Raw genomic sequence first — 25,992 nt, forward strand, 5'->3', positions numbered from 1 at the left:
AAACCACATCACTCGGCGACCACATCATCGGGGACCACATCATCGGGGGCCGCGTCCTCAGCAACCCGTTCGCGCGGCACCGTCAGCACCATCGTCAGGCCCCCTCCGGGAGTGTCCTCGGCCGCGATCCGCGCGCCGACGGCGGTCGCGAGCCCCGACGCCACGGCCAGGCCGAGGCCCAGGCCTCCTGTGCTGGTGTCGTCGAGCCGCTGGAACGGCTCGAACATGGTGGCCTTGCGGTCGTCGGGCACGCCGGGGCCGGTATCGGCGACGCGGAGCTCCACCGAGTCCCGCACGGCGGACGCCGTGAACAGCACCTTCGCGCCGGGCGGGGAGTGCCGCACCGCGTTGGAGACCACGTTCGCCACGACCCGCTCGAACAGGCCGGGATCGGTGTGCACGAGCGGCAGGTCCTCCGGTACGTCCAGCGCGAGGTCGGACAGCCACGGCTCGACGGCGATCGGCACCACCTCCTCCAGGGACGCGGCACGCAGGGTCGGCCGCACCGCGCCGGTCTGCAGGCGGGACAGGTCCAGGAGGTTGCCGATGAGCCGCTCCAGCCGGTAGGTCGAGTCGGCGATCGTGGCCGTGAGGACGTCTCGGTCCTCCCGGTCGAGCTCGACGTCGGGTGAGCCGAGGCCGTCCACGGCCGTGCGGATCACCGCGAGCGGCGTCCGCAGGTCGTGCGAGACGGCGGCGAGCAGCGCGGTCCTGGTGCTCTCGGTCCGCTCCAGCACCTCGGCCTGCGCGGCCTGCTCACGCAGCCGCCGGTGCTCCAGCACGATGCCGGCCTGCGCCCCGAACGCCTCGACCACCTGCCGGTCGCTCGCCGGGAGCACCCGGCCGACGAGGACGAGCCGATGCAGGTCGTCGATCGCCACCTCGGTGACGCCCTCTCCCGAGCCGGCCGGTGTGGCGCCCGACCCCGCCCCGGATCCCGGTTCGGTAACCCATCTCTCGTGCGCCACCACGGTCCACGGCGAGCGGTCGTCGTCCCGCTCCTCGATGCGCACCTCGGCCATCGCGAAGGTCTGCGCAAGTCGCTGCACGATCGCCTGCGCCGTGTCCTGCCCCGACAGCACGGAGCGGGACAGCGCGGCCAGCGTGGACGCCTCCGCGCGCGCCCGGTAGGCCTGGGTCGTGCGCCGCGCCGCAAGGTCGACCACCGAGGCGACGGCGACGGCGACCACCACGAACACGGCCAGGGCGAACACGTTCTCCGCCTCGGCGATCGTCAGGCGGCCCACCGGCGGCGCGAAGAAGTAGTTGAGGCACAGGTTGGACACGATCGCGGCCACGACCGCGGGCCACAGCCCGCCGATCAGCGCCACCCCGACCACGCCCGCCAGGAGCAGCATGGCGTCCGTGGCCAAAGCCACGTCGCCCCTGCCGATCAGCAGCAGACCGGTCGTCAGGACCGCGGGTACCACCAGGGACGACCCCCAGCCCGCCGCCCGGCGGGCTGGTGACAGCGACGAGTACCGCGAGCGCACACCAACGCCGCCACGCGCCTGCTCGTGTGTCACCAGGTGCACGTCGATAGTGCCGGACAGCCGCGCGATCTCCGCGCTCGACGAGCCGAGAAGCGCCTGCCGCCACACGGGGTGCCGGGACACGCCCACCACGATCATCGTCGCGTTGACCCCGTGCGCGAAGTCCACGACGGCGGTCGGCACGTCCTCGCCCACCACAGTGTGGAACACGCCGCCGAGCGACTCGGCGAGCGCGCGGTGGGCTGCGATGGTGGCCGACGGCGTCGACGGCAGCCCGTCGGTGGGCAGCACGTGCACCGCGAGCAGCTCGGTGCCTGCGGCCCGCTGGGCGATGCGCGAGGCCCGGCGCAGCAGCGTCTCCGTCTCCGGACCGCCGGTGACGGCCACCACTATGCGCTCGCGGGCGGGCCACGTGCCGCCGATCGCGTGGTCGGCGCGGTACCTGGTCAGGGCGTCGTCGACGCGGTCGGCGAGCCACAGCAGGGCGAGCTCGCGCAGCGCCGTCAGGTTCCCGACGCGGAAGAACGACGACATCGAGGCGTCGATCTGCTCCGCCCGGTAGACGTTGCCGTGCGCGAGCCGGCGCCGCAGCTGCTCCGGGGAGAGGTCCACGAGCTGGATCTGGTCCGCCTCGCGCACCACCTTGTCGGGCACCGTCTCACGCTGCCGGACGCCGGTGATGGCCTCGACGTCGTCCGTCAGCGACGCGAGGTGCTGCACGTTGACCGTGGTCACCACGTCGATACCCGCGTCCAGCAGGTCGTGCACGTCCTGCCAGCGCTTCGGGTGCTCCGATCCCGGGGCGTTGGTGTGCGCGAGCTCGTCCACGAGCGCCACCTCGGGCGCGCGCCGCAGCACGGCCTGGACGTCGAGCTCGGTGAGCGTGGTCCCGCGGTGCTCGACGAGCCGCCGCTGGAGCATCTCGAGATCGCCGATCCGGTCGATCGTCGCGGCCCGGCCGTGCGTCTCCACGAGACCGATCACGACGTCGGTTCCCCGCGCGCGGCGCCGGTGCGCCTCGTCGAGCATGCCGTAGGTCTTGCCCACGCCCGGGGCCGCCCCCAGGTAGACGGTGAGGCGGCCCCGGCGTCCGGTGGTCATGTCTTCAGTCTGCGGCATTTCCGCGCTACTCGGTCGCCGCACCACTGTCCGCGGCATCGAGGGCCAGGTTGAGCTCCAGGACGTTCACCCGCGGCTCGCCCAGCACGCCCAGGTCGCGCCCGGCGGTGTGCTCCGCCACGAGGGCCTCCACGTCGGCGTCGGACAGGCCGCGCGCCTTGGCGACCCGCGCCACCTGGATGGCCGCGTACTCAGGGCTGATCTGCGGGTCCAGGCCCGAGCCCGACGCCGTGACGGCGTCAGCCGGCACGTCGGCGGGGTCCACACCCTCCTCCTCGGCGACCGCGGCCTTGCGCTCCTCGATCGTCGCCACCAGGTCGGGGTTGAGGGGCCCCAGGTTCGACCCGGCGGAGGCCAGCGTGTCGTACCCGTCGCCCGCTGCCGACGGCCGCGGGTGGAAGTACTCCTCGCCCGTGAAGCCCTGGGCGATGAGCGCGGAGCCCACCGCATCGGAGCGCGAGGTGGTGCGGGCGCCGTCGGCCTGGACGAGCGAGCCGTTGGCCTGCCAGGGGAAGGCCACCTGCCCGACGGCGGTCATCGCGAGCGGGTAGGCCAGCCCCGTCACGAGGGTGAAGGCGAGCAGCATGCGCAGCCCGGCCATCGAGTGGCGGGTCAGCGTCGCGAGGTCGCTCGCCACTGTTGTCGTTGCCATGTCAGTTCCTTTCTCAGCCGATGCGAGGGCCGGGTTACAGGCCCGGGAGCAGCGAGACGACGAGGTCGATGAGCTTGATGCCGATGAACGGCGCCACCAGCCCGCCGAGGCCGTAGATCAACAGGTTGCGCGTCAGCAGCGACGACGCCGACGCCGGCCGGTACCGCACGCCGCGCAGCGACAGCGGGATCAGGGCCAGGATGATCAGCGCGTTGAAGATGACGGCCGACAGGATCGCCGAGCCGGGGCTCGCCAGCCGCATGATGTTCAGCACGTCGAGCTGCGGGAACACCGTCACGAACATCGCGGGCAGGATCGCGAAGTACTTCGCGACGTCGTTCGCCACGGAGAACGTGGTCAGCGCACCGCGCGTGATGAGCAGCTGCTTGCCGATCTCCACGATCTCGATGAGCTTGGTGGGATCGGAGTCGAGGTCCACCATGTTGCCCGCCTCCTTGGCGGCGGACGTCCCGGTGTTCATCGCGACGCCGACGTCGGACTGGGCGAGCGCCGGGGCGTCGTTCGTGCCGTCACCGGCCATCGCGACCAGCTTGCCGCCCTCCTGCTCGCGGCGGATCAGGTCGAGTTTGTCCTCGGGCGTGGCCTCCGCCAGGACGTCGTCCACCCCCGCCTCGGCCGCGATCGCCCGTGCGGTCACGGCGTTGTCGCCCGTGACCATGACGGACCGGATGCCCATGGCGCGCAGCTCGTCGAACCGCTCGCGCATGCCCTCCTTGACCACGTCCTTCAGGCGGACGACGCCGAGCACCCGCGCCGGCGCCTCGCCCACCTGCTCCGCGACGACGAGCGGCGTGCCGCCCGCCCGGGAGACCGCGTCGACGTGCTTCTCCAGGTCCTGGGCCTCCTTGGCGGAGACCTGCGCACCCGTGCTGTGCACCCAGCGCTGGATCGCGCTGCCCGCACCCTTGCGGATGCGGTGCATCTCGGTGTGGCCGGCGCCGTCAGTGAGCGGCAGGTCCACGCCCGACATGCGGGTCTGCGCCGTGAACGGCACCAGCTCGGCGTCCAGCGGCAGCTCGTCGCCCGGGCCGTACTTGCCGTCCACGAGCTCGACGATGCTGCGCCCCTCCGGGGTCTCGTCGGCCAGCGATGCGAGGCGCGCCGCCACGGCGAGCTCCTGCGGCGTCACCCTGCTCACCGGCAGCACCTGGGTGGCACGCCGGTTGCCGTAGGTGATGGTGCCGGTCTTGTCGAGCAGCAGCACGTCGACGTCGCCCGCCGCCTCGACCGCGCGGCCGGACATCGCCAGCACGTTGCGCTGCACCAGCCGGTCCATACCTGCGATGCCGATCGCGCTGAGCAGCGCACCGATGGTGGTCGGGATCAGGCAGACCAGCAGCGCCACCAGGACCAGCAGCGACTGCCGCGAGCCGGAGTAGATCGCGAACGGCTGCAGCGTGGCGACCGCCAGGAGGAAGACGATGGTCAGCGACGTGAGCAGGATGTTCAGCGCGATCTCGTTCGGCGTCTTCTGCCGCTCGCTGCCCTCGACCAGGGCGATCATCCGGTCCACGAACGTGGACCCGGCGGGCGCCGTGATGCGCACGACGATCTGGTCGGACAGCACCACCGTGCCGCCCGTGACGGCGCTGCGGTCGCCACCCGACTCCCGGATGACGGGCGCCGACTCGCCGGTGATCGCCGACTCGTCAACGGACGCGACGCCCTCGATGACGTCGCCGTCACCGGGGATGGTCTCCCCGGCGATGACCACTACGACGTCGCCCACCTGCAGCGTCGAGGACGGCACCTCGACCGTCGGCAGCAGGTCGAGCCGCGTGCCCGTGTCCAGGGTGTCCTGGGGAACGCTGACCTTGCGCGCCGTCGTCTGCTTCTGCGTGGCGCGCAGGGTGGAGGCCTGCGCCTTGCCGCGGGACTCCGCCACGGACTCCGCGAGGGTCGCGAAGAGCACCGTGGCCCACAGCCACACCGCTATCCACCAGGCGAACACGCCCGGCTCGATGATCGCCAGCACGGTCGTCACGAACGCGCCCACCTCGACGACGAACATCACGGGCGAGGTGTACAGCAAGCGCGGGTCGAGCTTGCGCAACGCACCCGGGAACGCGGAACGCAGCTGCGCCCAGGTCAGGGCCCGGGGCGCCGCGCGCTTCGAGTGGTGCTGGATCCCGCCGCCGGGCGCAGGCTCGTGAGTGGGGACGTCCGGGATGTTCCGGGTGTCGATGGTCATGACAGGGACTCCACGATGGGACCGAGGGAAAGTACGGGGATGAAGGTGAGCCCGACGACGACGAGCGCCACGGCGCCCACCAGGCCCACGAACAGCGGCTGGTGCGTCGGCAGGGTGCCAACGGTCGCGGGCACCGACTTCTGGCTCGCCAGCCGGCCGGCGAGGGCCAGCACGAGGGCGATCGGGATGAACCGCCCGGCGAGCATCGCCAGGCCCTGCGTCACCTCGTAGAACGGGGTGCCGGTGGTCAGGCCGCCGAACGCCGAGCCGTTGTTGTTGGCCGCCGACGCGTACGCGTACAGCACCTCGGACAGGCCGTGCGGACCCGACTCCTGGATACCCACGAGGCCCGGCTCGACGACGACGGCGATCGACGTGCCCACCAGGATCAGCGCGGGCACCGTCAGCACGTACAGCGCGACCAGCGTCATCTCCTGCCGGCCGATCTTCTTGCCCAGGTACTCGGGCGTGCGGCCCACCATGAGGCCCGCGATGAACACCGCGACCACGGCCAGGACGAGCATGCCGTACAGCCCTGCGCCCACCCCGCCCGGCGAGACCTCGCCCAGCAGCATGTTGAACAGGACGACACCTCCGCCCGGCGCCGTGAACGAGTCGTGCATGGAGTTCACCGCGCCTGTCGACGTCGCCGTCGTCGCGGCCGCGAACAGGGCGCTGCCGGCGAGCCCGAACCGGGTCTCCTTGCCCTCCATGGCGGCGCCCGCCGCCTGGGGCGCCGCGCCCGGCCCGGCCAGCTCGGCCCAGGTGGCGAGCGCTACCGACACGGCGAACAGGCCGGCCATCACGCCCAGGATCGCCCAGCCCTGGCGCTTGTCGCCGACCATGATGCCGAACGTGCGGGGCAGCGTGAACGGGATGAGCAGCAGCAGGAAGATCTCGACGATGTTCGTGAACGGTGTCGGGTTCTCGAACGGGTGCGCGGAGTTCGCGTTGAACGGGCCGCCACCGTTGGTGCCGAGCTCCTTGATGGCCTCCTGGGAGGCGATCGGGCCGCCGAGCGCGTGCTGCGTGGCGCCCTCGACAGTGGTGAGCGCGGTGTGCGGGTCGAGGTTCTGGATCACGCCGCCGGCGATGAGCACGATCGCCGCTACCACGGACAGGGGCAGCAGGATGCGGATCACGCCGCGGGTCAGGTCGGACCAGAAGTTGCCGATGCGGGCGTCGGTCCCGGAGCGGGCGAAGCCGCGCACCAGGGCGATCGCGACAGCCAGGCCCACGGCCGCCGAGACGAAGTTCTGCACGGCCAGCCCGGCCATCTGCACCAGGTGGCCAGCGGCCGCCTCGCCCGAGTACCACTGCCAGTTGGTGTTCGTGGTGAAGCTGACCGCGGTGTTCCAGGCGCCGGCCGGGTCGAACCCGGTGAAGCCGAGGCTCAGCGGCAGGTACGCCTGCAGGCGCAGCATCCCGTAGAGGAAGAGGACGGAGACGAGCGAGAAACCCAGCAGGGACATCAGGTAGGTGGTCCAGCGCTGCTCGGCGTCCGGATCCACGCGGACCGCGCGGTACCAGAGGCGCTCGACCCGCAGGTGCTTGGGGCTGGTGAAGGTGCGCGCCATGTACGCGCCGAGCGGCGCGTGCACGGCGGCGAGGGCGGCGACCAGGACGAGGATCTGCGCCACTGCCATGAGGACTGCGGTGTTCACGGTGTGATCACCGCGTCCGGTCGGCGCGGATCAGCGCGACGAAGAGGTATACGAGGCCGGCGAGGGTAAGCACCAGGCCCACGGCGTCGAACGGGTTCATCTCCGCCTCCCCTGAGGGTCGACGGAGTCGCGCGTGGCGGGCTCGTGCGTTGCGGCGCGACGCGCCACCACGGCCACCGCGGCGAAGAACACCACGGTCAGGAGGATGAAGGCCAGATCGGTCATGCCACTGGTCTACGCCGGTGCGCGACCCGTAGAAGCGGTCCTTGACGGAATGTTGACGCGGGCTTCGAGGACCCTGACGTCCCTCTGATGCCCGTCTACCTCGCCAGGGTCGGGTCGGCGGCCGCGACGGCGCGGGCCACCTCGATCGGTCCGGGCTGGTTGCCGTCGGAGAGCACGGACAGCGCCACGTGATCGGCTCCGGCATCCAGGTGTGCCCGTACCCCGGCGACTATCGCCTCCACGTCGCCGGTGGTCGCGATCGCGTCGACGAGGTTGTCGGTCAGGCCGGCGATGTCGTCGTCGCCGAAGCCCATCCGGCGCGCGTTCGCCGCGTAGCCGCCGATGCTCAGCAGGAAGCCCAGCGGTCCGCGCACGGTCTGCCGCGCGCGTTCGGCGTCGGTGTCCAGGACCACCAGCTGGTGCACGACCAGCGTCGCGTCCGGGCCGAGAAGCTCCCGGGCCCATGCCGTGTGGCCGGGCGTCACCAGCATCATGATGGCGCCCGCCGCGCGCTCCCGCGCGAGCTCCAGCTTGCGGGGGCCGAGCGCTGCGATCAGCCGGCGCCCGGCCGGCAGCAACACCTCCGCGGCATCGAGCTCGTCCAGGAACTCCCGCATTCCAGCGAGCGGCCGAGCCGCCCGCTGGGACGCGCCGAAGCCCGCGACCAGCCGCTCTGCCTCGCCGTCGTCCAGCAGGTCGACGAGGCGGACGACGTCCGCGACACCGTGGACGTCCAGCGCGATGATCCCTGGGGCGACCGCTACCTTCTCCGTGGCGCGCAGCAGCTCGACCAGCGGCTCCAACGACTCCAGCTGGCCGCCGGGCAGCCATAGCGTGGAGAAGCCCAGCCGTTCGGCCTCGGCGGCCTGCTCGATGTGGGCACGGTCCTCCGCCACATTGAGGACAAGGCCCAGCGGCCCCAGCTCGAACTCGCTCATCAGCAGCTCCCGTCGCAGATCGCGGACCTGGTCCGCACGTCCTGTCTGCGCTGGACGCTAAGACCTCAAGCGCACTTGAGGTCAAGCGCGGCGGGCTCGCCACTGCGCGGTCGGCGGCTTGCCCGTCGAGGTCGGCAGCCGCCTGAACGTTCGACGGTCTGCACAACGGAGTCGGCAGCTTGCATCGAGGTCGGCCCAGCACTGGACCGACCTCGATGCAAGCTGCCGACGTCACACGAGAGTGCCGACCTCAGAAGTCGAAGAGGTCCTCGAGGAACGACTCCTTGCGCTTCTTCTTGTACCGCGGGTCGTGCCGGCGGTCGCCGCTGTACGAGTCGTACCGGCGGTCGTCGTCGTACCGGCGGTCACGGTCATAGCGGCGGTCGTCGTCGCGACGGCGGTCGTCGTACCGCGGGTCGTAGGCCGGCTGCGGCGAGCCGTACGCCGGACCCGCCTGCACGGGGTTCGGCACCGGCGGCGCGACGGGAACGGCGGGGGCGGACGGCGTCGTCGGCCGGTTCTCTGCGGCGATCTCGTTCTCGACCGAACGGTCGATGACCTTGTCGAGCTCACCACGGTCGAGCCACACGCCACGGCACGTGGGGCAGTAGTCGATCTCGATCCCCTTGCGCTCGGACATGACGAGCGTGGTCTGGTCGATTGGGCACAGCATCGGGATGGTCTCCTTGCGGTCGTCGTCTGCTGGTCAACCAACGGACGGGCCGGTAGTGCGGTTCCTACAACCCCGGATCCGCGTAGAGCCCCACGCTCTCACGGGTCGCTGGATGTCCGCTGAGCGCAAGATCCGAGTTGACGACACTCACCGTCCAGCCGCCCTGCGCCGCCACAACCGCCCATACGATCGCGCCGATCAGGAGCAGCCCCGCGAGGACGGTGAGCACGATCTTCCAGGCCGACCACGGCCGCTGCCCCACCACCTCGGCAGTGCGCGCGTTGACCAGCACCTGGAACGGCTTGCCGCCGTACAGGTAGGTGGCGATCCACACCGGCAGCAGCAGGAGCTTGTACGTCACGTCGGCGTAACCGGTGCTTACCTGGTGCACGCGTTGCACGTCGCCGCCGATGTCCCGCTCGCAGTCGTTCTCGATGACCGGCGCCATCTCCTGCTTGGCCACGTCCAGCCCGGCCTCGGGCTCGACGTCGTACCGCAGGGTCTCGTAGCCGGCGAGATAGTCGGGCTGGTACGACAGCGCCTTGTCCAGCGGCCACGGGCTGAGCTTCGCCAAGTGCTCGGGCATGACCCGCCCGGTCCCGGCGACGAGCACGTCGTCGAAGTCCCGTGCCACCGTGCCCGACGCGTGGTACCACCGGGTCTTCTGCACCTGCCGGGTGTGGGTCTGGCTCCGGCCCTCGGAGTCGGTGGTGGTGTATGTCTCGGTGACCCAGTAGTGCTCGCCCCGCTGCCCGACGTAGTCGGAGCGCGTCCGTGCGTCGAAGGTCCAGTGCGGCAGGTAGACGCCGTGCGCCTGCTCGGCGGACACCACCTTCTTCAGGGCCGACGGCGCGAACCACCGCGAGCGCACCCACTTCTGCAGGGCACTCTGCATGGATGCCCTGTCGACCTCGAAGGGGAGCACGGCCTCCGGCTCGACCAGCCCGAGGGTCTCCACCTCGGCGACCATCGGCGACCCGCAGAACCCGCACTTCTGTGACAGGTGGTCGCTGGTCGTGACGGCGCCGCACTTGCCGCACCGGTAGTCCTGCGTGGCCGGTGCGACGGGCCGCTGCGTCGCGGCCAGCGTCGCGAAGTCGTGCTCGCGCACCTCCCGGGTGCCGACGTCGACCTGCTGCGCGTGCCCGCAGTACGGGCAGGTCAGCGTCCCGGTCCCGGCCGCGAACTCGACGCTGGCCCCGCACTGCTCGCACGGGTAGGCGTGGTGGGCGGTAGTGCCACCGTCGATGAGCTCGGCCATGCTCAGGCCTGCGGCGGGAGCGGCGGCGGTGTCGCGCCGAGGTGCTTCGCGACGTCGGGCACGGACGACGCCGGCTCCCAGCCGGCCATCCCGGCGCGCCAGATGAGCGTGGCGGGCGTGAGGGTGCCTGCCGCTACCTGGCCGGCGAGCGCGGCGTCGTCGAACGGGCCGCTCTGTGAGCCGCCGTTGCCCAGGTACCACCCGGGCAGGGGCGGCGGGCCCGACGTCGGCGCGGGCGCGGACGGCGCCGCCGGCGCGGGCTGGGCGGGCGGAACTATCGCGTTGCCCACCGACTGCCCGAGCCCCATGCCGATCACGGCGCCGGCGCTGCCGCCGCCGTCGGCCGCCGCCTCCATCGCCTGGCCGGCCTGGAACTGCTGGAAGGCGGCCATGCTGCCCACGGTTCCGGACGAGACGATGCCCATGGAAGTGCGCTTGTCGAGTGCCTCCTCGACCTCGGGCGGCAGCGAGATGTTCTCGATGACGAAGTTGGGCACGGAGATGCCCAGCTCCGCCAGCTCGTCGGTGAGCCTGGCCGCGAGCTGGTCGCCGAGGTCACCGTGGTGGGCGGCGAGCTCGACGACGGGGATGCCGGCCGAGGCGAGCACGCTCGCGAAGTGGCTCACCACGTTCTGGCGCAGGTACTCGTGCACCTCGTCGGTGCGGAACTGCGGGTCCGTGCCGACCAGCTCGCGCAGCAGCTTCTGCGGGTCGGTGACCCGGACCGAGTACGCGCCGAAGGCACGCACCCGCACCATGCCGAGCTCCGGGTCCCGCATCATGACGGGGTTCTTGGTGCCCCACTTCATGTCGGTGAACTGGCGGGTGCTGACGAAGTACACCTCGGCCTTGAACGGCGAGTGGAAGCCGTGCTTCCAGCCCTTGAGCGTCGACAGCACGGGCAGGTTCTGGGTCTCGAGCGTGTACGTGCCGGGCTCGAACACGTCGGCGATCTGGCCTTCGTTGACGAAGACGGCGGTCTGGGACTCGCGCACCACGAGCCGCGCGCCCATCTTGATCTCGTTCTCGTAGCGGGGGAACCGCCACACGATCGTGTCCCGCGTGTCGTCGAGCCATTCGACGATGTCGACCAGCTCGCCCTTGATCTTGTCCAGCAGGCCCATGCCGCGCTCCCTCGTCTGTTTCCCGCCCGGACGCTGCGGGCACTCGGACTTTACAAGCCGTGTACGACACGGGGAAGAAAAGCAGCCTTTCCGCAGGTCAACGTCACCCCCGCCCGAGCGGGTCGCACTATTGCGTCCTGCTGCAATACCTGGTCCGCCGCATCGGCCGGGCACTAGCGTCACGGCGATCTGCTCTCGGCGCTGCCCGAGCCGGCACGCCGTCCGCGACCACGAGGGGGAAGACCGAAGTGAACCTGCCCGAGACCCGAGATCCCGAGCCGGTACGCCACCACTGGTGGAAACGTCCTGGAAGGCCCCTGCTCCGCATCGTCGCCGTCGGCGTGACCGCCGCCGTCGGCGGGGCGGTGCTTGTACCGGTACTCGATCTACCGGACGCGCGGGCGCACTCGCACACGGAGCTCTGCTCGGAGCTCGTCGAACAGTCCGAGGAGTACATCTACGAGGAGTTCCCCGAGGAGGGGGCCCCGCCCGTCGAGACCGACGGCGAGAACTACGACTACGAGGCCGAGCTCGACGCGATCCTCGACTCCTATGTGGAACCGACCAGGGAGTATCTGGACCGGGCCCCCGACGAGTGGGCCGCCGAGCCGATGGACACCAGGAAGCGCCTCGACTGGGAGTACAAGACTCATCTCGCTGGGGAGGGCCCCCATCTGTCTTGGGATCAGTGGAAGGGGCTCTACGGGGGCGTCAACCGTGACCAGAGCCGAGGCCTGGCCTACGAGCGGGCGGCGCTCTCGGCCTTCCACCCGATGGACACCGCCGAATGGCTGTGCCGGGACACCAAACTGCAGAACGGCCGGACCACGAGTGCGGTCAACAACCGGACGCGACAGTTCGTCAACGTCTCTCCTGGAAACACGATCTCGAGGGCCCAGCTCAAGTCGTACAAGGACCTGACCCGCGTCGGCTACCGGGCGCACCACGTGTTCAGCACCACGCCGAGCACGAACACGGCGCAGCAGGTCCGGGCCTCCGGCGCGACCTACTCCGTGCAGCGGTCGACCGGGGTACAGACCAACCCGCCCCCGCCCGGCAACGGGCCGTTCAACCCGGACTGCAACAAGCGGGCGAGGTGCAGCTGGCGTGCGAGCGGCGGTGCCGTGAACAACATGGCACGCAACTCGGGCACCAGCGCAGCCAACGCCGCGAACATGCGCACCGCCAGCAACCAGCTGACGAACTCCTCCCCGCGCGGGTTCCAGTCGAACTTCCGGTTCGGCGGCATCGACTGGCGGTCCCTGGAGCTGCGGTACGTCTCGGACGACCCGGCCTCGCAGGAGTTCGACTACGCCTTCTCGGCCACCGAGATGCCCGAGGGCGCGGAGCCGTCGTACGGCGGCGAGGCGGTGCTCGACCTGTCGTCGGACGCGCTGTTCACCTGGCTCGCCCTCGACCGGCGCCAGTTCTGGGTGAATCTCAACCCCGACCAGCCCGACACGATCATCGACGAGCAGTTCGCGACCACCGAGGCGGGGCGCGTCCTGCTCGAGTCGGACTTCGAGCTCAAGAGCAGCCTCTACGACAACATGAACCCGGAGACCGAGTCGGGAGCGGAGTTCTTCGAGTCGCTCGAGCCCGGCCCCAACGGTGAGCTCTGCTGGAGCTCGTGGCGCATGTGGGTCGAGCCGCTGCCGGCGTCGGCCCGTGAGGACGGCGACCAGCTGTACATCCTGGACGCGCCGCTGCGGGTCCAGATGGAGCCGTTCGACGTCGACGGGGCACCGCCCGGCACCGCCACCTGCGAGGACCTGGTGTCCGAGGATGTCGCGGACCGGAACCTCCAGCGGCTCATCGAGAGCATGACCCCGCTGGTCGAGGAGGCCGTGAACACCGCCCCCGAGTACGCCGACCTGCGCCGCGTCTACACCGCGCGGATCGCGGCGGAGTGGCTCCGGGAGCGAGACGCCGTCCGGCCGGGGGCGTTCCACGACATCATCGACAGCGGCGACGTGTCGCAGTGGCCGGTGCGGGAGGGCTGGGACCCGCAGTCCGTGTACGACGAGTTCCTCGAGGCGCGGCAGACCGTGCAGTTCCGCTACGAGTACGAACACGGCGGTATGGACTACTACCAGGACGTCACCGGCGGGATCGCGCTCCCCGACGCCCCGCGCGACCCGATGCCCGAGGCGCAGTTCGAGCGGGAGCACCCGACCCTGCCGCAGAGCGTGGAGAGCGCGAAGTTCGAGGCGGTGGCGGACCGCGACGTCGACCCGGAAGCCGACGCCGGCACGGCGTGGCTCGGCGGCGGAACGCTGCCGGAGCCGGAACCGGAGGCCCCGGAACCCACACCGACCCCGACCCCGACGACGCCCGGCGATGGTCCCGGCACCGACGATCCCGACAACGACGGTCCCGGTAGTGACAAGCCCGACGACAGCAAGCCCGACGACGCCGAGCCCACCCCGGACGCCGGCCGTCCGGACGACGGCGAGCTGGCCGCGACCGGGTTCTCCGGCGGCTGGCCGATCTGGACGGCGCTCGCACTGCTGGTGACGGGCTCGGCTCTGATCGTGCTGCGCTCGAGGCTGGCCCGCCGCGCGGACGGAGCGCCGGGCCGCACGGAGTGATCGGCTGACTGTCAGGTAGTCGGTAATCCGAAGTCCCGACTACCTGACGACCTAGCGATCCTCCGCAATGTGTCGGTCACCGCCACGGGTAGCGTGGCGGTGACCGGCCCTCCTTCGCGCCCCTGCTCTGCTGGTGGTCCGCAAGGGCGCGGCGAGACGACCGTCAGCCGGTCTGGTCCGTCCGCCGGTACACCGTGCCCGCCCGGCCAGTTCCACCAAGCAGCTCGACCGCCCCTGTGTCGCGGAGCCGGGCGACGGCGTAGCGCACCTGGCGCTCTGACAGCCCGCTGGCATCGGCAAGCGCCTTGACGCCGAGCGGGCCGTCGGCAAGGAGGCTGAGGATCACCTGGCTGTTTTTCGTGTGGTCTGCGGGCTTCACTTCGCGCGAACCCTGGTCCGCTGCCGGCCCCAGCCGGTACGCCCGTCCGCGTCCGTCTCCGAGCGGTTCTGCGAGCTGGCGTTCCACGAGGTCTGTCAAGAGCGAGCGAGCCTGCGTGGAGTCCATCGGGAATCTGTCGCGAAGCGAACGGTTCGTCCACGACACACCGTGCCGCATCAGTGCCAGGACGTGCCGCTGCGTATCGGTCAGCCCGCGGGCTCCGGGAAGTGTGGCTAGCCATGCGAGGTCGTCCTGGTCGAGCAGCGCGTGGTCGGGCACGATCGCGGTGAACCTGACACCGGCGTCGACGAAGTGGGGCGGTGTCATCCCAGCTTCGTTCAGCGACTGCCGGACGGTGGCGATCCCCGACCCGATGCCTTCGATCACCCGGCGTCCATCGGGTGTGCGGACGTCCTTGCAGATGTCATAAAGGCTCTGGTTGCGAGCACTACCACCGGTCCCGGCGCCGAGCTGTTCGACAGTGAGCCCATGGAGACCTCCTGGGTTCGCGATGACGAGGCGGTCGTGCCGCAGTGTCATCGCGACGCGGGTGCTCAGGGCGTGCGGACCGAGGTCGCGGTGGACGAGTGCATTGGCGACGAGTTCACGCACTGCTTCTGCCGGGTACTCCGGCTCGTCCCGTCCGTGTCCGTCGGCTCCGAACCGCACTCGGGTCCTGGTGTTGCGCCGAACCCACGCGACGGCCTGATCGAGCAGCTCAGGCAGTGGCCCGTCGAAGTGGGCGACGTCGGCACTGCGCGTTCCCGCCGGGTCGTTGGGACGGGGCGCGACGCTCGCCGTGATCGACAGCGTCGGGTACTGCGTCTGCGGGTATGTTGCAAGCGCGTAGAGGCCCGCGAGGGTCGGTATGCCGTCGCGCGTCACGACTCGGGTGTGCCGCAAGATGTCGTCGTCCGGCATCGCGGCGAGACGCGGCGACCTCGCCCGGCAGTTCGCGATGTACGTGGCGACCAGAACGTCATCCAGGTCACTCCGCGCCGCTCCGTCAGCAGCTGCCTGGTCGTGGCGGGCCACGCCGCGGTTCGCCACGAAGCCCTGGCGCTCAAGGTCGGAGAGGGGATAGTCGCCGTCGTAGGAACGTAGGTAGGCATGCCCTGTGGCGGTGACCTCACAGGGCTTGTCCGTCGTTGGCAGCTCTCGCACGCGGGCGAGGACGACGGTGCTTCCCTCGACGACGTCGGTCACGAACGACACCCGGAGCGGGGGAGCGACTGCCTGGCGTGCCTGTGCCGCGAGGCGGCTCTGCGCATCCGCGGCATCGTAGACACCGACAGCCTCGAATCCGGCCCGCTCGTCGAGTCCCAGCACAACCACGCCGCCACCAGGCATGTTCCCGAACGCCGAGAGCGTCGGCGCGAGGTCCTGGGGATAGCCTCGGCGCGCAGCCTTCGCTTCGATGTCACTGACATCGCTCCCCTCGGCCCGTAGCAGGTCGACGACGTCCGCGACGCTCAAACTGACACTCTCCACCTGTCAAATATACAATATTTGCCGATCTGGTGTGTCAGTTTGTCAATTTGATCTAGGCCGTCATCCGCGAACAACTCGCGTCCTGACGCGAGACCTGGTGGCCGACGACTGCCGGACCAGCGGACATGTGAGAGAGTTTCACCGGCAGGGTGACAGCCCGGCGAACCTGTCCGGAGGTGCAAGGACCGATGACCGTCCTCGTGGCGTACAACGAGTCACCCCAGGGTGAGGCCGCGATGCGCGCCGCAGTCGCCGAGGCGGTGCGGCGCCGGCAGGGGCTGGCCGTCCTTGTGCTCACGCCGCAGGCGGACACCAAGGTCCCCGCGTCGCTCGCCCACCTGCTCGACGTCGTCCCCGCCACGGTAGCCATCGCGCCCATCGCCTTCCGCGCCGAGCAGGCCGACGTCGCCGACGCGATAGTCGACCGGGCCGAGGCCGTCTCCGCGGACCTCGTCGTGATCGGCTCGCGCAAGCACTCCACGGTCGGCAAGTTCCTCGTCGGGTCGACGACGCAGCGGGTGCTGCTCGACTCCCCTGCCCCGGTCCTGGTCGTCAAGGCCGGCTACGTCTGAGTCCTTGGTTGTGGGCGCGACCGTTGTGCCTAAAGCAGGCACGTAGTCGCAACGGTCGCGCCCACAACGAAGACCTACTTGACCGCCCCGGACGTGATCCCGGAGATGATCTTGCGCTGGGCGACGACAAAGACGACCAGCAGCGGCAGGCTCATGAGCACCACGTAGGCGAAGATCAGGTGCCAGTTGTCGAGGTACAGCCCGGCGCTGGCGACCTGGAACAGGTTCAGCGGCAGGGTGTCCAGCCGCCCGCCGACCACGAAGAACGCGTAGAAGACGTCGTTCCACACGTACAGGCAGATCAGGATCGTCGCCGTCGACAGCACGGGGGCGAGCAGCGGCAGGATGATCCTGCCGAACACGCGCAGCGGGCCGGCGCCGTCGACCCGAGCGGCCTCCTCGAGCTCGATCGGGATGGTGCGGATGAACCCGGTGACGAAGAAGATCACCGTCGACATGTACATGCCCATGTAGACGCCGATCATCCCGATGGCCGTGCCCGCCAGGCCGAGCTGGCGCAGCAGGAGCACCACGGTCACGACGGCGGGCGGCAGCACGATGCCGCTGATGGCCAGTGCGTAGAGCACCGCCATGAGCCGCGAGCTGCGGCGCGCGAGCACCCACGAGGCGAGCGACCCGAGCGCGAGCACCCCGATGACGGCCGGGACCATGACCAGCAGGCTCCCGAAGAACGCCGCGGGCACCCGGCCCTGCTCCCAGACCGCCGCGAAGTTCTCGGCGTACTGCCAGGTAGTGGGCAGGGACAGGTCGGGGTTGAGGGCCTCGCCCTGGGTCTTGCCCGCGGTGACCACGACGATCCACAGCGGCATGCCGATGAGCAGGGCGACGGCGAGGATCGCCACGGCCGGCTGGACGCGCCGCCAGACGCCGTCCCGCCCTCCGGGACGCACGGCGCGACGCCGGCCGGGGCTCGATATGGGGGTCGTGGCGTTCACAGGACTTCCTCTCGCTTGCGCAGGGTCCGGATGACGGGGAACGCGAGGGCCACCACTACGACAAAGAGCACGAGGCTCATGGTCGTGGCCTGCGCGAACAGCCCCTGCCCGAACGTGCGGAAGACGAAGATGTTGAGCAGCTCGGTGGTGCGCGCCGGACCGCCGCCGGTCGTCGCCTGGACGATGTCGAACCCGTTCATGGAGCCGAGCAGGGCGGTCGCGACGTTGAAGGTCAGCGCGGGCGCGAGGAGCGGGAACCGGATGTCGCGGAAGGTCTTCCACGCCGAGGCGCCGTCCAGCCGGGCGGCTTCGAGCACGTCCTCGCTGATGGTCTTCAGGCCCGCGAGGTAGATGAGCATGGACAGGCCCATCCACTTCCAGGAGTGGATCAGCGCGACCACCACCAGCGTCCACGTGGTGTCCCCCAGCCAGGGGATGGTGACCGGGTGCCCGACCACGGCGCCGATGATCGCGTTGGCCGCGCCGTCCGGCTTGAGGATCGCCTGGAACACGTAGCCGGCGGCGAGGGCGGACATGACCACCGGGATGAAGAACATGACCCGGGCGAAGCGGTTGATCCTGGTATCGCGTTCGAGGAGGAGCGCGAGCAGCAGCCCGAAGAGGTTCTGGAAGATCGCCACGAGGACCGCGTAGACCAGGGTGATCCGCAGGGACGACAGGAGGGTGCCGCTCGAGATCAGGTCCTGGAAGTTCTGCAGCCCGACGAACCGGATCTCGCTCTTGAAGCTCGACCAGTCGGTGAGCGCGTAGACGAAGTTGAAGATCGTCGGCAGGAAGAAGAACACGCCGAGGACCGCGAAGGCCGGGATGAGGAAGCTGGCCGGGTGGTTGGCGCGATGGCCCTGGTTGGTACGTGCCGTCGCCCGGCGCGACGTGGAGGGTCGCGTCGGCGGCATCGGCGAGATGGCGGTGGTCTGTGCGGTCACGATCAGTCCTCGGACGGTGGGTGCCGGGCCGCCTCGCGACGGCCCGGCACCCGGTGGGTCTGGGTCAGAAGCCTTCGATGCCCTGGGCGCGGGCGAGCTGGGCGAACTGGTCCTGGGTCTGCTGCGCGACCTCTTCGGGCGTGGTCGTGCCCTGGATCATGTCGGCCAGGTAGATGTACAGGTCGGGGTTCGCCACGGCGAGCGCCTGCATGGAGCCGACGGACTCGCCGAGGGACGCGTGCACGTCGAGGAGCGCCTGCGGCACGGAGTCCGGCGTCGGGACGTTGTCCTGCAGCGAGATCGTGTCGCGGTCCGCCACGAAGTCGGCGTACCCGTCACCGAGCCAGTAGGCGAGCAGCTGGCGCGCCGCGGCTTCCTGGTCGGCGTCGCCGGTCTTGAACGCGACGAGCGCGTTCGACTGGTCGGGGATGAACGTGCCGACGTTCCCGGTGGGCGAGATCGGGAAGAAGCCGATCTTCTCGTTGAGCTCGTCGGAGTCCACCTTGGCCTGGAGCTGGCCGAAGAACGAGTTCACCTGGACCGCCATGGCGGCGTCCCCGGCGAGCAGGGCGTCCGCCTGGTCCTCGAACGTCGCGGTCTTGATGTCCTCGTTGAAGAGGCCGTCGTCGATCAGGCCCTGGTAGGTCTCGATGGCCCCGAGGATCGTCGGGTCGGTGAACTTCTCCTCGCCGGTGTTCACGCGGTCCCACAGGCCGTCCTTGGCGGCGTCGGCGAGCTGGACCTGGACCCACCACTGCGTGGCCCAGCGGTCACCGGCCATCTCGAAGAACGGCGTCTCGCCGTCGGACTTCAGGGTGCGGGCGGTCTCGACGAAGCTGTCCCAGTCGGTGGGCGTCTCGGTGATCCCGTGCTCGGCGAACACCTCCTTGTTGTAGTACACGCCCTCGACCGCGGGGCTGGTGATCAGGGCCGCGTAGCGGGTGTCGTCCAGGATGCCGGTGATGTCGGCGAGCCCCTCGCTGTACGAGTCGACCCACGGCGCGCCGTCGAGCGGCTGCAGGTTGGTCGGGGCGTTGAGCGCGGTCAGCATCGAGCCGGTCGGCTGCCAGAACGCCAGGTCGGGCTTGTCCCCGGTGGCGACCTTGGTCTGCACGCCCTGCTCGTACGGGTCGGGGATCGTGACGACGTCCACCTTCGCCCCGGTCAGCTCCTCGAACCCGGCGATGACGGCGTCGGGCGCGGTGTTGGAGTTCTGCGCGGCCCAGATCGTGAGCGTGGTCCCGGTCAGGTCCGTGTCCTGCGCGGGCCACTCCGTCGACCCGGTGGCCGAGCCGGTGCCGTCGTCGCCGCCCGGGCCCGCGGTCGGGTCGCTGCACCCGGTCGCGAGGAGGCCGACGGCGACAGCCGCTGCCGTGATGGTCAGATACCTCTTCATATCGACTCCTTGGATGGACGCAGTCTTCGCCGACTGCGGGTCGTGCGGGGCCGTCCTGCGGCCCCGATGGTCAGGCGAGGCCGGCGTGCCGGACTCTGAGGACGCGGGCCTGCGGGCCGGCGGGGATGCGGACACGGACGGGGCCGTCCGCGTCGCGCGTGACGTGCCACCCGTCGTCGGGCGGCCCATACGCGATGTCGACCGCTCCCGCGGGAAGGTCGAGGTCGAGGGTCGTGGCCTCGGTCCCGCGCCACCAGACGGCGACGAGCGACTCGTCGGCGTCCCGCAGGCCGGAGGCCACGAGCGGCGCGCTCCAGGCCGGCAAGCCCACCGGCCAGAACGGGACGGAGCCGACCAGCCGTGACGTCCACCGCTTCGCCAGGTCGACCCCGCTCGTGACGAGCGCCGCCTGCTCGGGCGTCATGTCGTGCAGCTTGCCGGAGAGGTAGAGCCGGCCGGCGAGCCCCGTGCTCATGGTGAAGACGATCTGCTCGTCGGTCATGTCGGGCTGGGGGTAGGCCCAGTTCGCCGCCTGCTCGGGCAGGATCCCGACCAGGGCGCCGGCGGCGATCGGCGGGTAGAGCAGCGGGTTCTGCTGGTCCGACGTCGACTGCAGGTCGAGCCGGGAGAGCAGCGCGTAGTCGGCGCGCATGGCGCCTGACGCGCAGTTCTCGATCACCAGGTCGGGGTGCCGCTCCAGGACGCCGTCGATCCAGTCGAGGTGCGCCCGGTTCTGCTGGAGCAGGCCGTCGCCCGGGCTGTCGGCGCCCAGGTCGGTGCCCGCGCCGGGCGTGACGTTGTAATCGAGCTTGAAGTAGCCGACGCCGAAGTCCTCGACCAGGCGGTCGACCACCTCGTCCAGGTGCTTGACGACATCGCGGTGCCGCAGGTCGAGCAGGTGCCTGCCGTGCTCGGTGATCCGCACGCCGTGGCGCTGCAGGAACGCCTCGTCCGGCAGGCTCTCCGCCAGGGGGCTGCGCACGCCCACCACCTCGGGCTCGAGCCAGAGGCCGGGCACCATGCCGCCCGCGCGGATCGCGTCGACGACCCGCCGCAGGCCGCCGTCGGGGAACCGCGAGACCGACGGCTCCCAGAGGCCGACGGAGTCCCACCAGTCGCCGCCGTCGTCGTACCACCCGGCGTCTATGCAGAAGTACTCGGCCCCGGTCCGGGCCGCGGCGTCGACCAGCGGCAGGAGCTTGGCAGTGGTCGGGTCCCCCATGAGCGTGTTCATGTAGTCGTTGAAGACGACGGCGGGCCGGCGCGGGTTGCGGCGCAGCGCCCGGCGGTGCCGGGTCAGCTCCGCCAGCGACTCCTGCCACCCCGACGCCGCCGCGAGGGAGACCCGGACCGAGTCGAACGACTCGCCGGCCCCGAGGACGCGGGTCCAGGCGTGGTCGTCGTCGGTGGGGCCGAGCAGGCCCAGGACGAGCACTTCGGAGTCGCTCGAATCGAGGCGGACGCCGAGCTCGGCACGCCACGCGCCGTTGTGCTCGACCTGCCAGGCCAGCGCGGGGCCGCCGTCGGCCGCCGCAGAGCCGCCATCGGCCAGGACGACGCCGGACGGGTTGTGCCGCCCCGACGACCACGAGCCGGTGCTGACCAGGGTGCGGGCGCCGCGCGCGTCCTGGTGCTGGTGCGCGGGCAGGTCGAGCCCGACGAGCCCGTCCTGGCCCGAGAGCCGCGTCCAGGCCCAGCGGTTCTCGCCGACCCACTCGCCGTGGCCCTCCAGCGAGAGCGTGTCGGCGACCGGGACGGTGCCGACCGGGTGGCCGATCATCAGGGACGACACCGCCTGGAGCACGACCGGCGCGGAGCCGTCGTTGCGGACGGACGTCCACGACTGGAGCGAGCTGCCACCCTCGCGGACCCGGAGGTGCGAGGTCACGTGCAGCCCGGTGACGGCGTCGCCCTGGAAGACCCGGACGACGGTCCAGCCGTCTTCCGACGTCACGTCGTGACCCAGCACGCGCAGGCGCGCGCCGATCGCCGTCGCCGTGTTGCGGGTGTTGCCGCTGGCCCGGCCCTGCCCGACCGCGAGGATCTCCACGAGGGGCTGCGTCGGTGTTCCCGCGCCGCCGCTCGTGGCCAGGCCGGCCGGGGCGTCGTCGGGCAGGACGAGCGCGAGCTCGACCTCGTCCCGGGTCCAGAGGACTGCTCGCGTCACTGCGGAGCGGTGGTTCGCCGTCGTCGGCTGGCTTCCTTGCACGACGCCATGAAAGCGCATATCAGAACGGAGCGCAAGACCGCATCCGGCAGGCAGTTATTCAGGGCCCTACGGGGGCGCAACCGCTTTCAGGCGGGCTGGGCGGCGCGCGGCGCCGCCGACGACCTGAGGATCAGGTCGGGGACGAACCGCACGGACGCGGGGACCGTCCCGCTGTCGATCTGCGCGTTGAGCAGCTGGAACGCCTTCTGCCCCAGCCGGACGAAGTCCTGCCGCACGGTCGTCAGGGGCGGCGTCCACAGGTGGCTGAGCGGATGGTCGTCGAAGCCGATGACGCTGACCGCCTCGGGGACGCTCTTGCCCGCGTCGGCCAGCCCCTTGGCCAGGCCCATGGCGAGCTCGTCGTTGCCGCACAGCACCGCCGTCACGTCGGGCGAGAGTGCGAGCCGCGTGCCCGCGTCGTAGCCGGAGTCCGGCGCCCAGTCGGCGTAGAGCACCTCCGGGACGGGCGCGCCCGCCTCGGTGAGTGCGTCGCGCCAGCCCAGCATGCGGGCGCTCGGACGGCCGGGCGACGGGATCGCCACGTGGTGCACCGTGCGGTGGCCGATCTCCAGCAGATGCTTGGTCGCGCGGGCGGCGGCGAACCGGTCGTCCATGAACGCGTGCGCTACCTGCTCGTCGGCCGGCCGGCCCGAGGCCGCCGCGACGACGGGCAGCCACGGCGGGATCGCCGCGAGCGCGGCCACACCCGGCGGGTCGTACTCGAGGACTATCGCGCCGGCCATCGGCTGGCCGAGCGCGTGGTCGATCGCCGCGTCGACGGTGCGCTTGTCGTCGGTCTCGACGACCGAGATGACCACCATGTAGCCGGCCTGGCGCGCGGCCTCCTCGATGCCCTGGAGGGTCGAGGCGTAGCCGTACCGCGTCGTGTTGCCCGCGAACACCGCGATCATCGGCTGGCCGCCGGTCGCCAGCGCCCGCGCGGCACCGTTCGGCCGGAACCCCAGCTCCTTGATCGCGGCCATGACGCGGGCCCGGCGCTCAGGGCCGACCGGCACCGAGCCGCTGAGCACGCGCGAGACGGTCGGGACGGAGACGCCGGCGACGCGCGCGACGTCGGCGATGACAGGCGGCTTCATCGGGCGATCAGGTTCCACGAGGCCAGGTTACGTGCAAACCGCGTCGGTCACGGGGGCCGCCCTTGCCAAGCCGGATGATTGACGCTTTCATGTTCCCGGGCGCCGCGCCTTCGACGCGACCGCCGCCCTCCTCCGGCCCAGCGGCGTTGCGACGCCGGGCGGCAGGGAGGATCAACCGATGGTCCAGATCCACGAAGGAGTGGAACACAGGTGAACATTCCTGATAGCGCAGATCAGATCCGATTCGAGCGACGGCCCCGCCGTCGGCGAGGATGGACCGGTCGACAAGGATGGAGCGGTGTCGCGGTGATGACCCTTGTAGCTGCGACCCTGACGGTCGCGCAGCCGGCCGCGGCCGACCCCGAGAGCCTCACGGTGGACTTCGGGACCACTACCGGAGCGTTCCGGGGCGGCGCGACCGGCACGCTCTACGGGTTCGGCGACATCGGCGTCCCGACGTCGGCGCTCGTCAACGGCGCCCACATCACCAACTCGTCCCAGCGCGCCCCGTACGGCACCCAGCACCCGAGCGGCGACGCGCTGCGGATCGAGGACGGGTTCTTCGCCAAGCACGGCGAGGAGCTGGCGATCTACATCCAGGACTACTACCCCGACTGGGCCTACAACGGCGGGAAGCGCCCGGGTGACACCCGCACCTACGACCTGGCCACCGGCGAGTACACCGAGACGCCGAACGGTGTCTGGGACTACCTCGAGATCGTGGAGTTCGTGACCGAGGCCGTGGCCACCCAGTCCGACCACCCCGAGGACTACCTGTTCATCCCGTTCAACGAGCCGGACGGCGGGAACTGGTACCCGAACTGGGCGACCCAGCGCGACCAGTTCCTCGGCGACTGGTCGGCGGTCCACGCGAAGATCCAGGAGGTGTGGCAGGCCCACGGCCTCGGGCACGCGCGCATCGGCGGCCCCGGCGACACCCGCTGGCAGCCCGAACGGTCCGCCGACTTCCTGACGTACACGCGGGACGACGGCACCCTGCCGGACGTGTTCATCTGGCACGAGCTGGGCATCAACAACCTCGCCACGTACCGGTCGCACTTCGCCGACTACCGCGCGCTCGAGCAGCGGCTGGGCATCTCGCCGATCCACGTCAACATCACCGAGTACGGCATGCTGCGCGACATGGGCGTGCCCGGGCAGCTCGTCCAGTGGCTCTCCATGTTCGAGGACACCAAGGTCGACGCGCAGACCGCCTACTGGAACTACGCCGGCAACCTCTCCGACAACACCGCCCGGCCGGGCGGCGCCAACGCCGGCTGGTGGATGTTCAAGTGGTACGGCGACCTGGCGGGGTCGCAGACCGTCCGGGTGACACCGCCCGAGCTGAACGCCGTCGACAGCCTCCAGGGCATCGGCGCGATCGACGCGGCCAACCGCCGCGCGACGGTGCTCTACGGCGGCACCGACTCGGACGTCCGGCTCGACCTGCGCGGCCTCTCGCCCGCCGTCTTCGGCAACACCGTCGACGTCGAGGTCCGTGAGGTCACGGTCACCGGCGCCGAGGGTCTCGCCGGTACGCCGCGCGTCGTCCACGCCGTCGACGGCGCCCTCGTGGCGAACGGCACGCTGAACCTCACGGTCCCGACGTACGACCGGTACGCCGCCTACCAGGTGGTCGTCACGCCGGCGCAGGACCGGACGGTCACGGTGGACCCGGTCTGGACGACCAGCATCGAGGCCGAGGACACCGACCTCACCGCAGCCCAGACCTACTTCCAGGACCCGCAGGCGGGCGGCGGCTGGAAGTTCCTCGCCTCGGGCGGCCACGACGTCGGGTCGTTCAACCAGCCGTCCTCCAAGGCCGACTGGACCGTCACCGTTCCCCGGACCGGCACCTATCGGTTCCAGATCATCGGCGCGACGCCCGGCGCACCCGGCAGGCACGCCCTCTTCGTCGACGGCGCGCACCGGACCAATATCCAGTACACGGCCGATCTCGCGCTCACAAACACCGCCCGGTGGCAGTACCGGGGCAGCACGGAGGTGGCGGTGCAGCTCACCGCGGGGACCCATGTCCTGTCCGTCCGCGCGAGCCAGGACGGCAGCCAGGTCCTGCCCGGCTCGGACATCACGCTGGACAAGTTCGTCCTGACCGACGTCACCGACGGCGAGCCGACCACGTACCCCGCGAGCACCTTGCGCTACTACGGCGGGGCGGGCCTCGGCTGGCAGTCGGGCACGCGCGGCTTCGGCGGCATCGCCGGCCAGGGCCAGCGGGCCGACGCCTACCTCAACGCGATGGAGACCGGCTACTACGACGTCGCGGTGGAGTACCACACGGCCGGGGCCTCTGACCTGCGCCTCGACCTCGGGGGCCGCTCCCTCGCGAACGTGCAGGTCCCGAACGGCGGCCACCGCCGCACCACGGTCCGCGCCCACCTGACCGAGGGGATCAACGAGCTAGAGCTGCGGTCGACGCGAGGGGCCCGCGTGAAGTCGGTGACCGTCACGCGGGCGCCGGACGGCGACGCGGCGGCGTCCACCTTCGAGGCCGAGGACCTGACGCTGAGCGGGGACGCCGCCTTGGCGAGCGTCGATCCCGCCTCGGGGTCGAACGCCTCCGGCGGCAAGTACGTCGGGTGGGTCGGCATGGGGAGCGAGAACCACATAGCGATCCCCCGCGGCGACGGGTTCGACACCCCGGGCGACTATGACCTCGTCGTCCACTACGCGAACGCCGAGCTGGCCGGGGAGCACGACTACAACCCGCAGGTGGTCGACCGCCAGGCCGTCGTGACCGAGGGCGCGCAGGCGACGCCCGTCGGCTCCGCGTTCTTCCGCTACACCTACTCGTGGACCAGCTTCTGGCAGCGCACCGTGCCCGTCACGCTGACCACGAGCAACGGCGACATCCGGATCGGGAACCCCTCGGCCTGGGCACCCGACATCGACAGGGTGACGGTCGCCCCGCTCGTCGTCGCCCCACCGACAACCACCCGGACCCGCTGAGGCCTTTAGGGCGTTGACCATGC

Annotated in this window: 19 protein-coding genes; 3 read left to right on the forward strand and 16 right to left on the reverse strand. The window is 70.9% G+C overall.

What is annotated here, in order from left to right:
- Window positions 1–8: 8 nt before the first annotated feature.
- From C8K30_RS06075 to C8K30_RS06115, 10 genes are all read right to left on the reverse strand, one after another.
- Complete coding sequence (locus C8K30_RS06075; protein ID WP_108492022.1) at window positions 9–2,594, reverse strand: DUF4118 domain-containing protein; 2,586 nt, start codon at window positions 2,592–2,594, stop codon at window positions 9–11.
- 25 nt (window positions 2,595–2,619) lie between these two features.
- Window positions 2,620–3,264, reverse strand: coding sequence for a potassium-transporting ATPase subunit KdpC (kdpC, locus tag C8K30_RS06080; protein ID WP_304590804.1), 645 nt, complete (start codon window positions 3,262–3,264; stop codon window positions 2,620–2,622).
- A 34-nt stretch (window positions 3,265–3,298) separates the two neighbouring features.
- Window positions 3,299–5,476 (reverse strand): potassium-transporting ATPase subunit KdpB, encoded by a 2,178-nt coding sequence (gene kdpB / locus C8K30_RS06085; RefSeq protein ID WP_108492023.1) that lies wholly within the window; start codon window positions 5,474–5,476, stop codon window positions 3,299–3,301.
- Window positions 5,473–7,122: a potassium-transporting ATPase subunit KdpA gene (gene kdpA, locus C8K30_RS06090; RefSeq protein WP_108492545.1), complete on the reverse strand. Its 1,650-nt coding sequence runs from the start codon at window positions 7,120–7,122 to the stop codon at window positions 5,473–5,475. The genes kdpB and kdpA overlap by 4 nt, the downstream gene beginning before the upstream one ends.
- Window positions 7,123–7,147: 25 nt before the next feature.
- Window positions 7,148–7,240: a K(+)-transporting ATPase subunit F gene (kdpF, locus tag C8K30_RS06095; protein WP_020016455.1), complete on the reverse strand. Its 93-nt coding sequence runs from the start codon at window positions 7,238–7,240 to the stop codon at window positions 7,148–7,150.
- On the reverse strand, window positions 7,237–7,365 hold the full coding sequence (locus C8K30_RS31600) for a hypothetical protein (protein ID WP_255415706.1): 129 nt from the start codon (window positions 7,363–7,365) through the stop codon (window positions 7,237–7,239). The genes kdpF and C8K30_RS31600 overlap by 4 nt, the downstream gene beginning before the upstream one ends.
- A gap of 95 nt (window positions 7,366–7,460) precedes the next feature.
- On the reverse strand, window positions 7,461–8,303 hold the full coding sequence (locus C8K30_RS06100) for a TIGR03620 family F420-dependent LLM class oxidoreductase (RefSeq protein ID WP_108492024.1): 843 nt from the start codon (window positions 8,301–8,303) through the stop codon (window positions 7,461–7,463).
- Window positions 8,304–8,553: 250 nt separating this feature from the next.
- A complete protein-coding gene (locus C8K30_RS06105) occupies window positions 8,554–8,976 on the reverse strand; it encodes a zf-TFIIB domain-containing protein (RefSeq protein WP_108492025.1) in 423 nt (140 codons plus the stop codon).
- A gap of 64 nt (window positions 8,977–9,040) precedes the next feature.
- Window positions 9,041–10,237, reverse strand: a complete 1,197-nt coding sequence (locus C8K30_RS06110) for a hypothetical protein (protein ID WP_233257015.1) — start codon at window positions 10,235–10,237, stop codon at window positions 9,041–9,043.
- A gap of 2 nt (window positions 10,238–10,239) precedes the next feature.
- Window positions 10,240–11,361 (reverse strand): SPFH domain-containing protein, encoded by a 1,122-nt coding sequence (locus tag C8K30_RS06115; protein ID WP_108492026.1) that lies wholly within the window; start codon window positions 11,359–11,361, stop codon window positions 10,240–10,242.
- 248 nt (window positions 11,362–11,609) lie between these two features.
- On the opposite strand from C8K30_RS06115, the gene C8K30_RS06120 reads away from it, so the two are divergent.
- On the forward strand, window positions 11,610–13,952 hold the full coding sequence (locus C8K30_RS06120; RefSeq protein ID WP_146197369.1) for a hypothetical protein: 2,343 nt from the start codon (window positions 11,610–11,612) through the stop codon (window positions 13,950–13,952).
- A 163-nt stretch (window positions 13,953–14,115) separates the two neighbouring features.
- Here C8K30_RS06120 and C8K30_RS06125 read toward each other — a convergent pair whose 3' ends face one another.
- Window positions 14,116–15,822, reverse strand: coding sequence for an ATP-binding protein (locus C8K30_RS06125; protein ID WP_108492028.1), 1,707 nt, complete (start codon window positions 15,820–15,822; stop codon window positions 14,116–14,118).
- Between the two features lie 188 nt (window positions 15,823–16,010).
- Between C8K30_RS06125 and C8K30_RS06130 the strand changes: the two genes are divergently transcribed.
- Window positions 16,011–16,394 carry a universal stress protein gene (locus C8K30_RS06130; protein WP_108492029.1) on the forward strand — a complete coding sequence of 128 codons (384 nt, stop codon included), beginning with the start codon at window positions 16,011–16,013 and terminating at the stop codon, window positions 16,392–16,394.
- A 74-nt stretch (window positions 16,395–16,468) separates the two neighbouring features.
- On the opposite strand, the gene C8K30_RS06135 is transcribed toward C8K30_RS06130, so the two are convergent.
- The 5 genes from C8K30_RS06135 to C8K30_RS06155 all read right to left on the reverse strand — a co-directional run bounded on the left by C8K30_RS06135 (window position 16,469) and on the right by C8K30_RS06155 (window position 23,017).
- A complete protein-coding gene (locus C8K30_RS06135) occupies window positions 16,469–17,350 on the reverse strand; it encodes a carbohydrate ABC transporter permease (protein WP_233257016.1) in 882 nt (293 codons plus the stop codon).
- Window positions 17,347–18,297: a carbohydrate ABC transporter permease gene (locus C8K30_RS06140; RefSeq protein WP_233257017.1), complete on the reverse strand. Its 951-nt coding sequence runs from the start codon at window positions 18,295–18,297 to the stop codon at window positions 17,347–17,349. Before C8K30_RS06140 ends, C8K30_RS06135 begins: the two co-directional genes overlap by 4 nt.
- Window positions 18,298–18,361: 64 nt before the next feature.
- On the reverse strand, window positions 18,362–19,693 hold the full coding sequence (locus tag C8K30_RS06145) for an extracellular solute-binding protein (RefSeq protein WP_108492030.1): 1,332 nt from the start codon (window positions 19,691–19,693) through the stop codon (window positions 18,362–18,364).
- A 70-nt stretch (window positions 19,694–19,763) separates the two neighbouring features.
- Window positions 19,764–21,902 (reverse strand): glycoside hydrolase family 36 protein, encoded by a 2,139-nt coding sequence (locus tag C8K30_RS06150; RefSeq protein ID WP_158280946.1) that lies wholly within the window; start codon window positions 21,900–21,902, stop codon window positions 19,764–19,766.
- 86 nt (window positions 21,903–21,988) lie between these two features.
- Entirely contained in the window at window positions 21,989–23,017 is a 1,029-nt protein-coding gene (locus C8K30_RS06155; RefSeq protein WP_233257018.1) for a LacI family DNA-binding transcriptional regulator, read from the reverse strand.
- A 291-nt stretch (window positions 23,018–23,308) separates the two neighbouring features.
- On the opposite strand from C8K30_RS06155, the gene C8K30_RS06160 reads away from it, so the two are divergent.
- Complete coding sequence (locus C8K30_RS06160) at window positions 23,309–25,969, forward strand: hypothetical protein (protein WP_108492033.1); 2,661 nt, start codon at window positions 23,309–23,311, stop codon at window positions 25,967–25,969.
- Window positions 25,970–25,992: the final 23 nt, after the last annotated feature.

The sequence above is a fragment of the Promicromonospora sp. AC04 genome (assembly GCF_003058225.1).
Lineage (GTDB): Bacteria > Actinomycetota > Actinomycetes > Actinomycetales > Cellulomonadaceae > Promicromonospora.

Excerpts from the sequence above, each read along its gene's own strand:
- C8K30_RS06105 (WP_108492025.1), bottom strand. The coding sequence starts at position 8,976 with ATGCTGTGCCCAATCGACCAGACCACGCTCGTCATGTCCGAGCGCAAG.
- kdpF (WP_020016455.1), bottom strand. The coding sequence starts at position 7,240 with ATGAACCCGTTCGACGCCGTGGGCCTGGTGCTTACCCTCGCCGGCCTC.
- kdpC (WP_304590804.1), bottom strand. The coding sequence starts at position 3,264 with ATGGCAACGACAACAGTGGCGAGCGACCTCGCGACGCTGACCCGCCAC.
- C8K30_RS06115 (WP_108492026.1), bottom strand. The coding sequence starts at position 11,361 with ATGGGCCTGCTGGACAAGATCAAGGGCGAGCTGGTCGACATCGTCGAA.
- C8K30_RS06145 (WP_108492030.1), bottom strand. The coding sequence starts at position 19,693 with ATGAAGAGGTATCTGACCATCACGGCAGCGGCTGTCGCCGTCGGCCTC.
- C8K30_RS06130 (WP_108492029.1), top strand. The coding sequence starts at position 16,011 with ATGACCGTCCTCGTGGCGTACAACGAGTCACCCCAGGGTGAGGCCGCG.
- C8K30_RS06100 (WP_108492024.1), bottom strand. The coding sequence starts at position 8,303 with ATGAGCGAGTTCGAGCTGGGGCCGCTGGGCCTTGTCCTCAATGTGGCG.
- C8K30_RS06160 (WP_108492033.1), top strand. The coding sequence starts at position 23,309 with ATGACCCTTGTAGCTGCGACCCTGACGGTCGCGCAGCCGGCCGCGGCC.
- C8K30_RS06110 (WP_233257015.1), bottom strand. The coding sequence starts at position 10,237 with ATGGCCGAGCTCATCGACGGTGGCACTACCGCCCACCACGCCTACCCG.
- kdpB (WP_108492023.1), bottom strand. The coding sequence starts at position 5,476 with ATGACCATCGACACCCGGAACATCCCGGACGTCCCCACTCACGAGCCT.
- C8K30_RS31600 (WP_255415706.1), bottom strand. The coding sequence starts at position 7,365 with ATGACCGATCTGGCCTTCATCCTCCTGACCGTGGTGTTCTTCGCCGCG.
- kdpA (WP_108492545.1), bottom strand. The coding sequence starts at position 7,122 with ATGGCAGTGGCGCAGATCCTCGTCCTGGTCGCCGCCCTCGCCGCCGTG.
- C8K30_RS06075 (WP_108492022.1), bottom strand. The coding sequence starts at position 2,594 with ATGACCACCGGACGCCGGGGCCGCCTCACCGTCTACCTGGGGGCGGCC.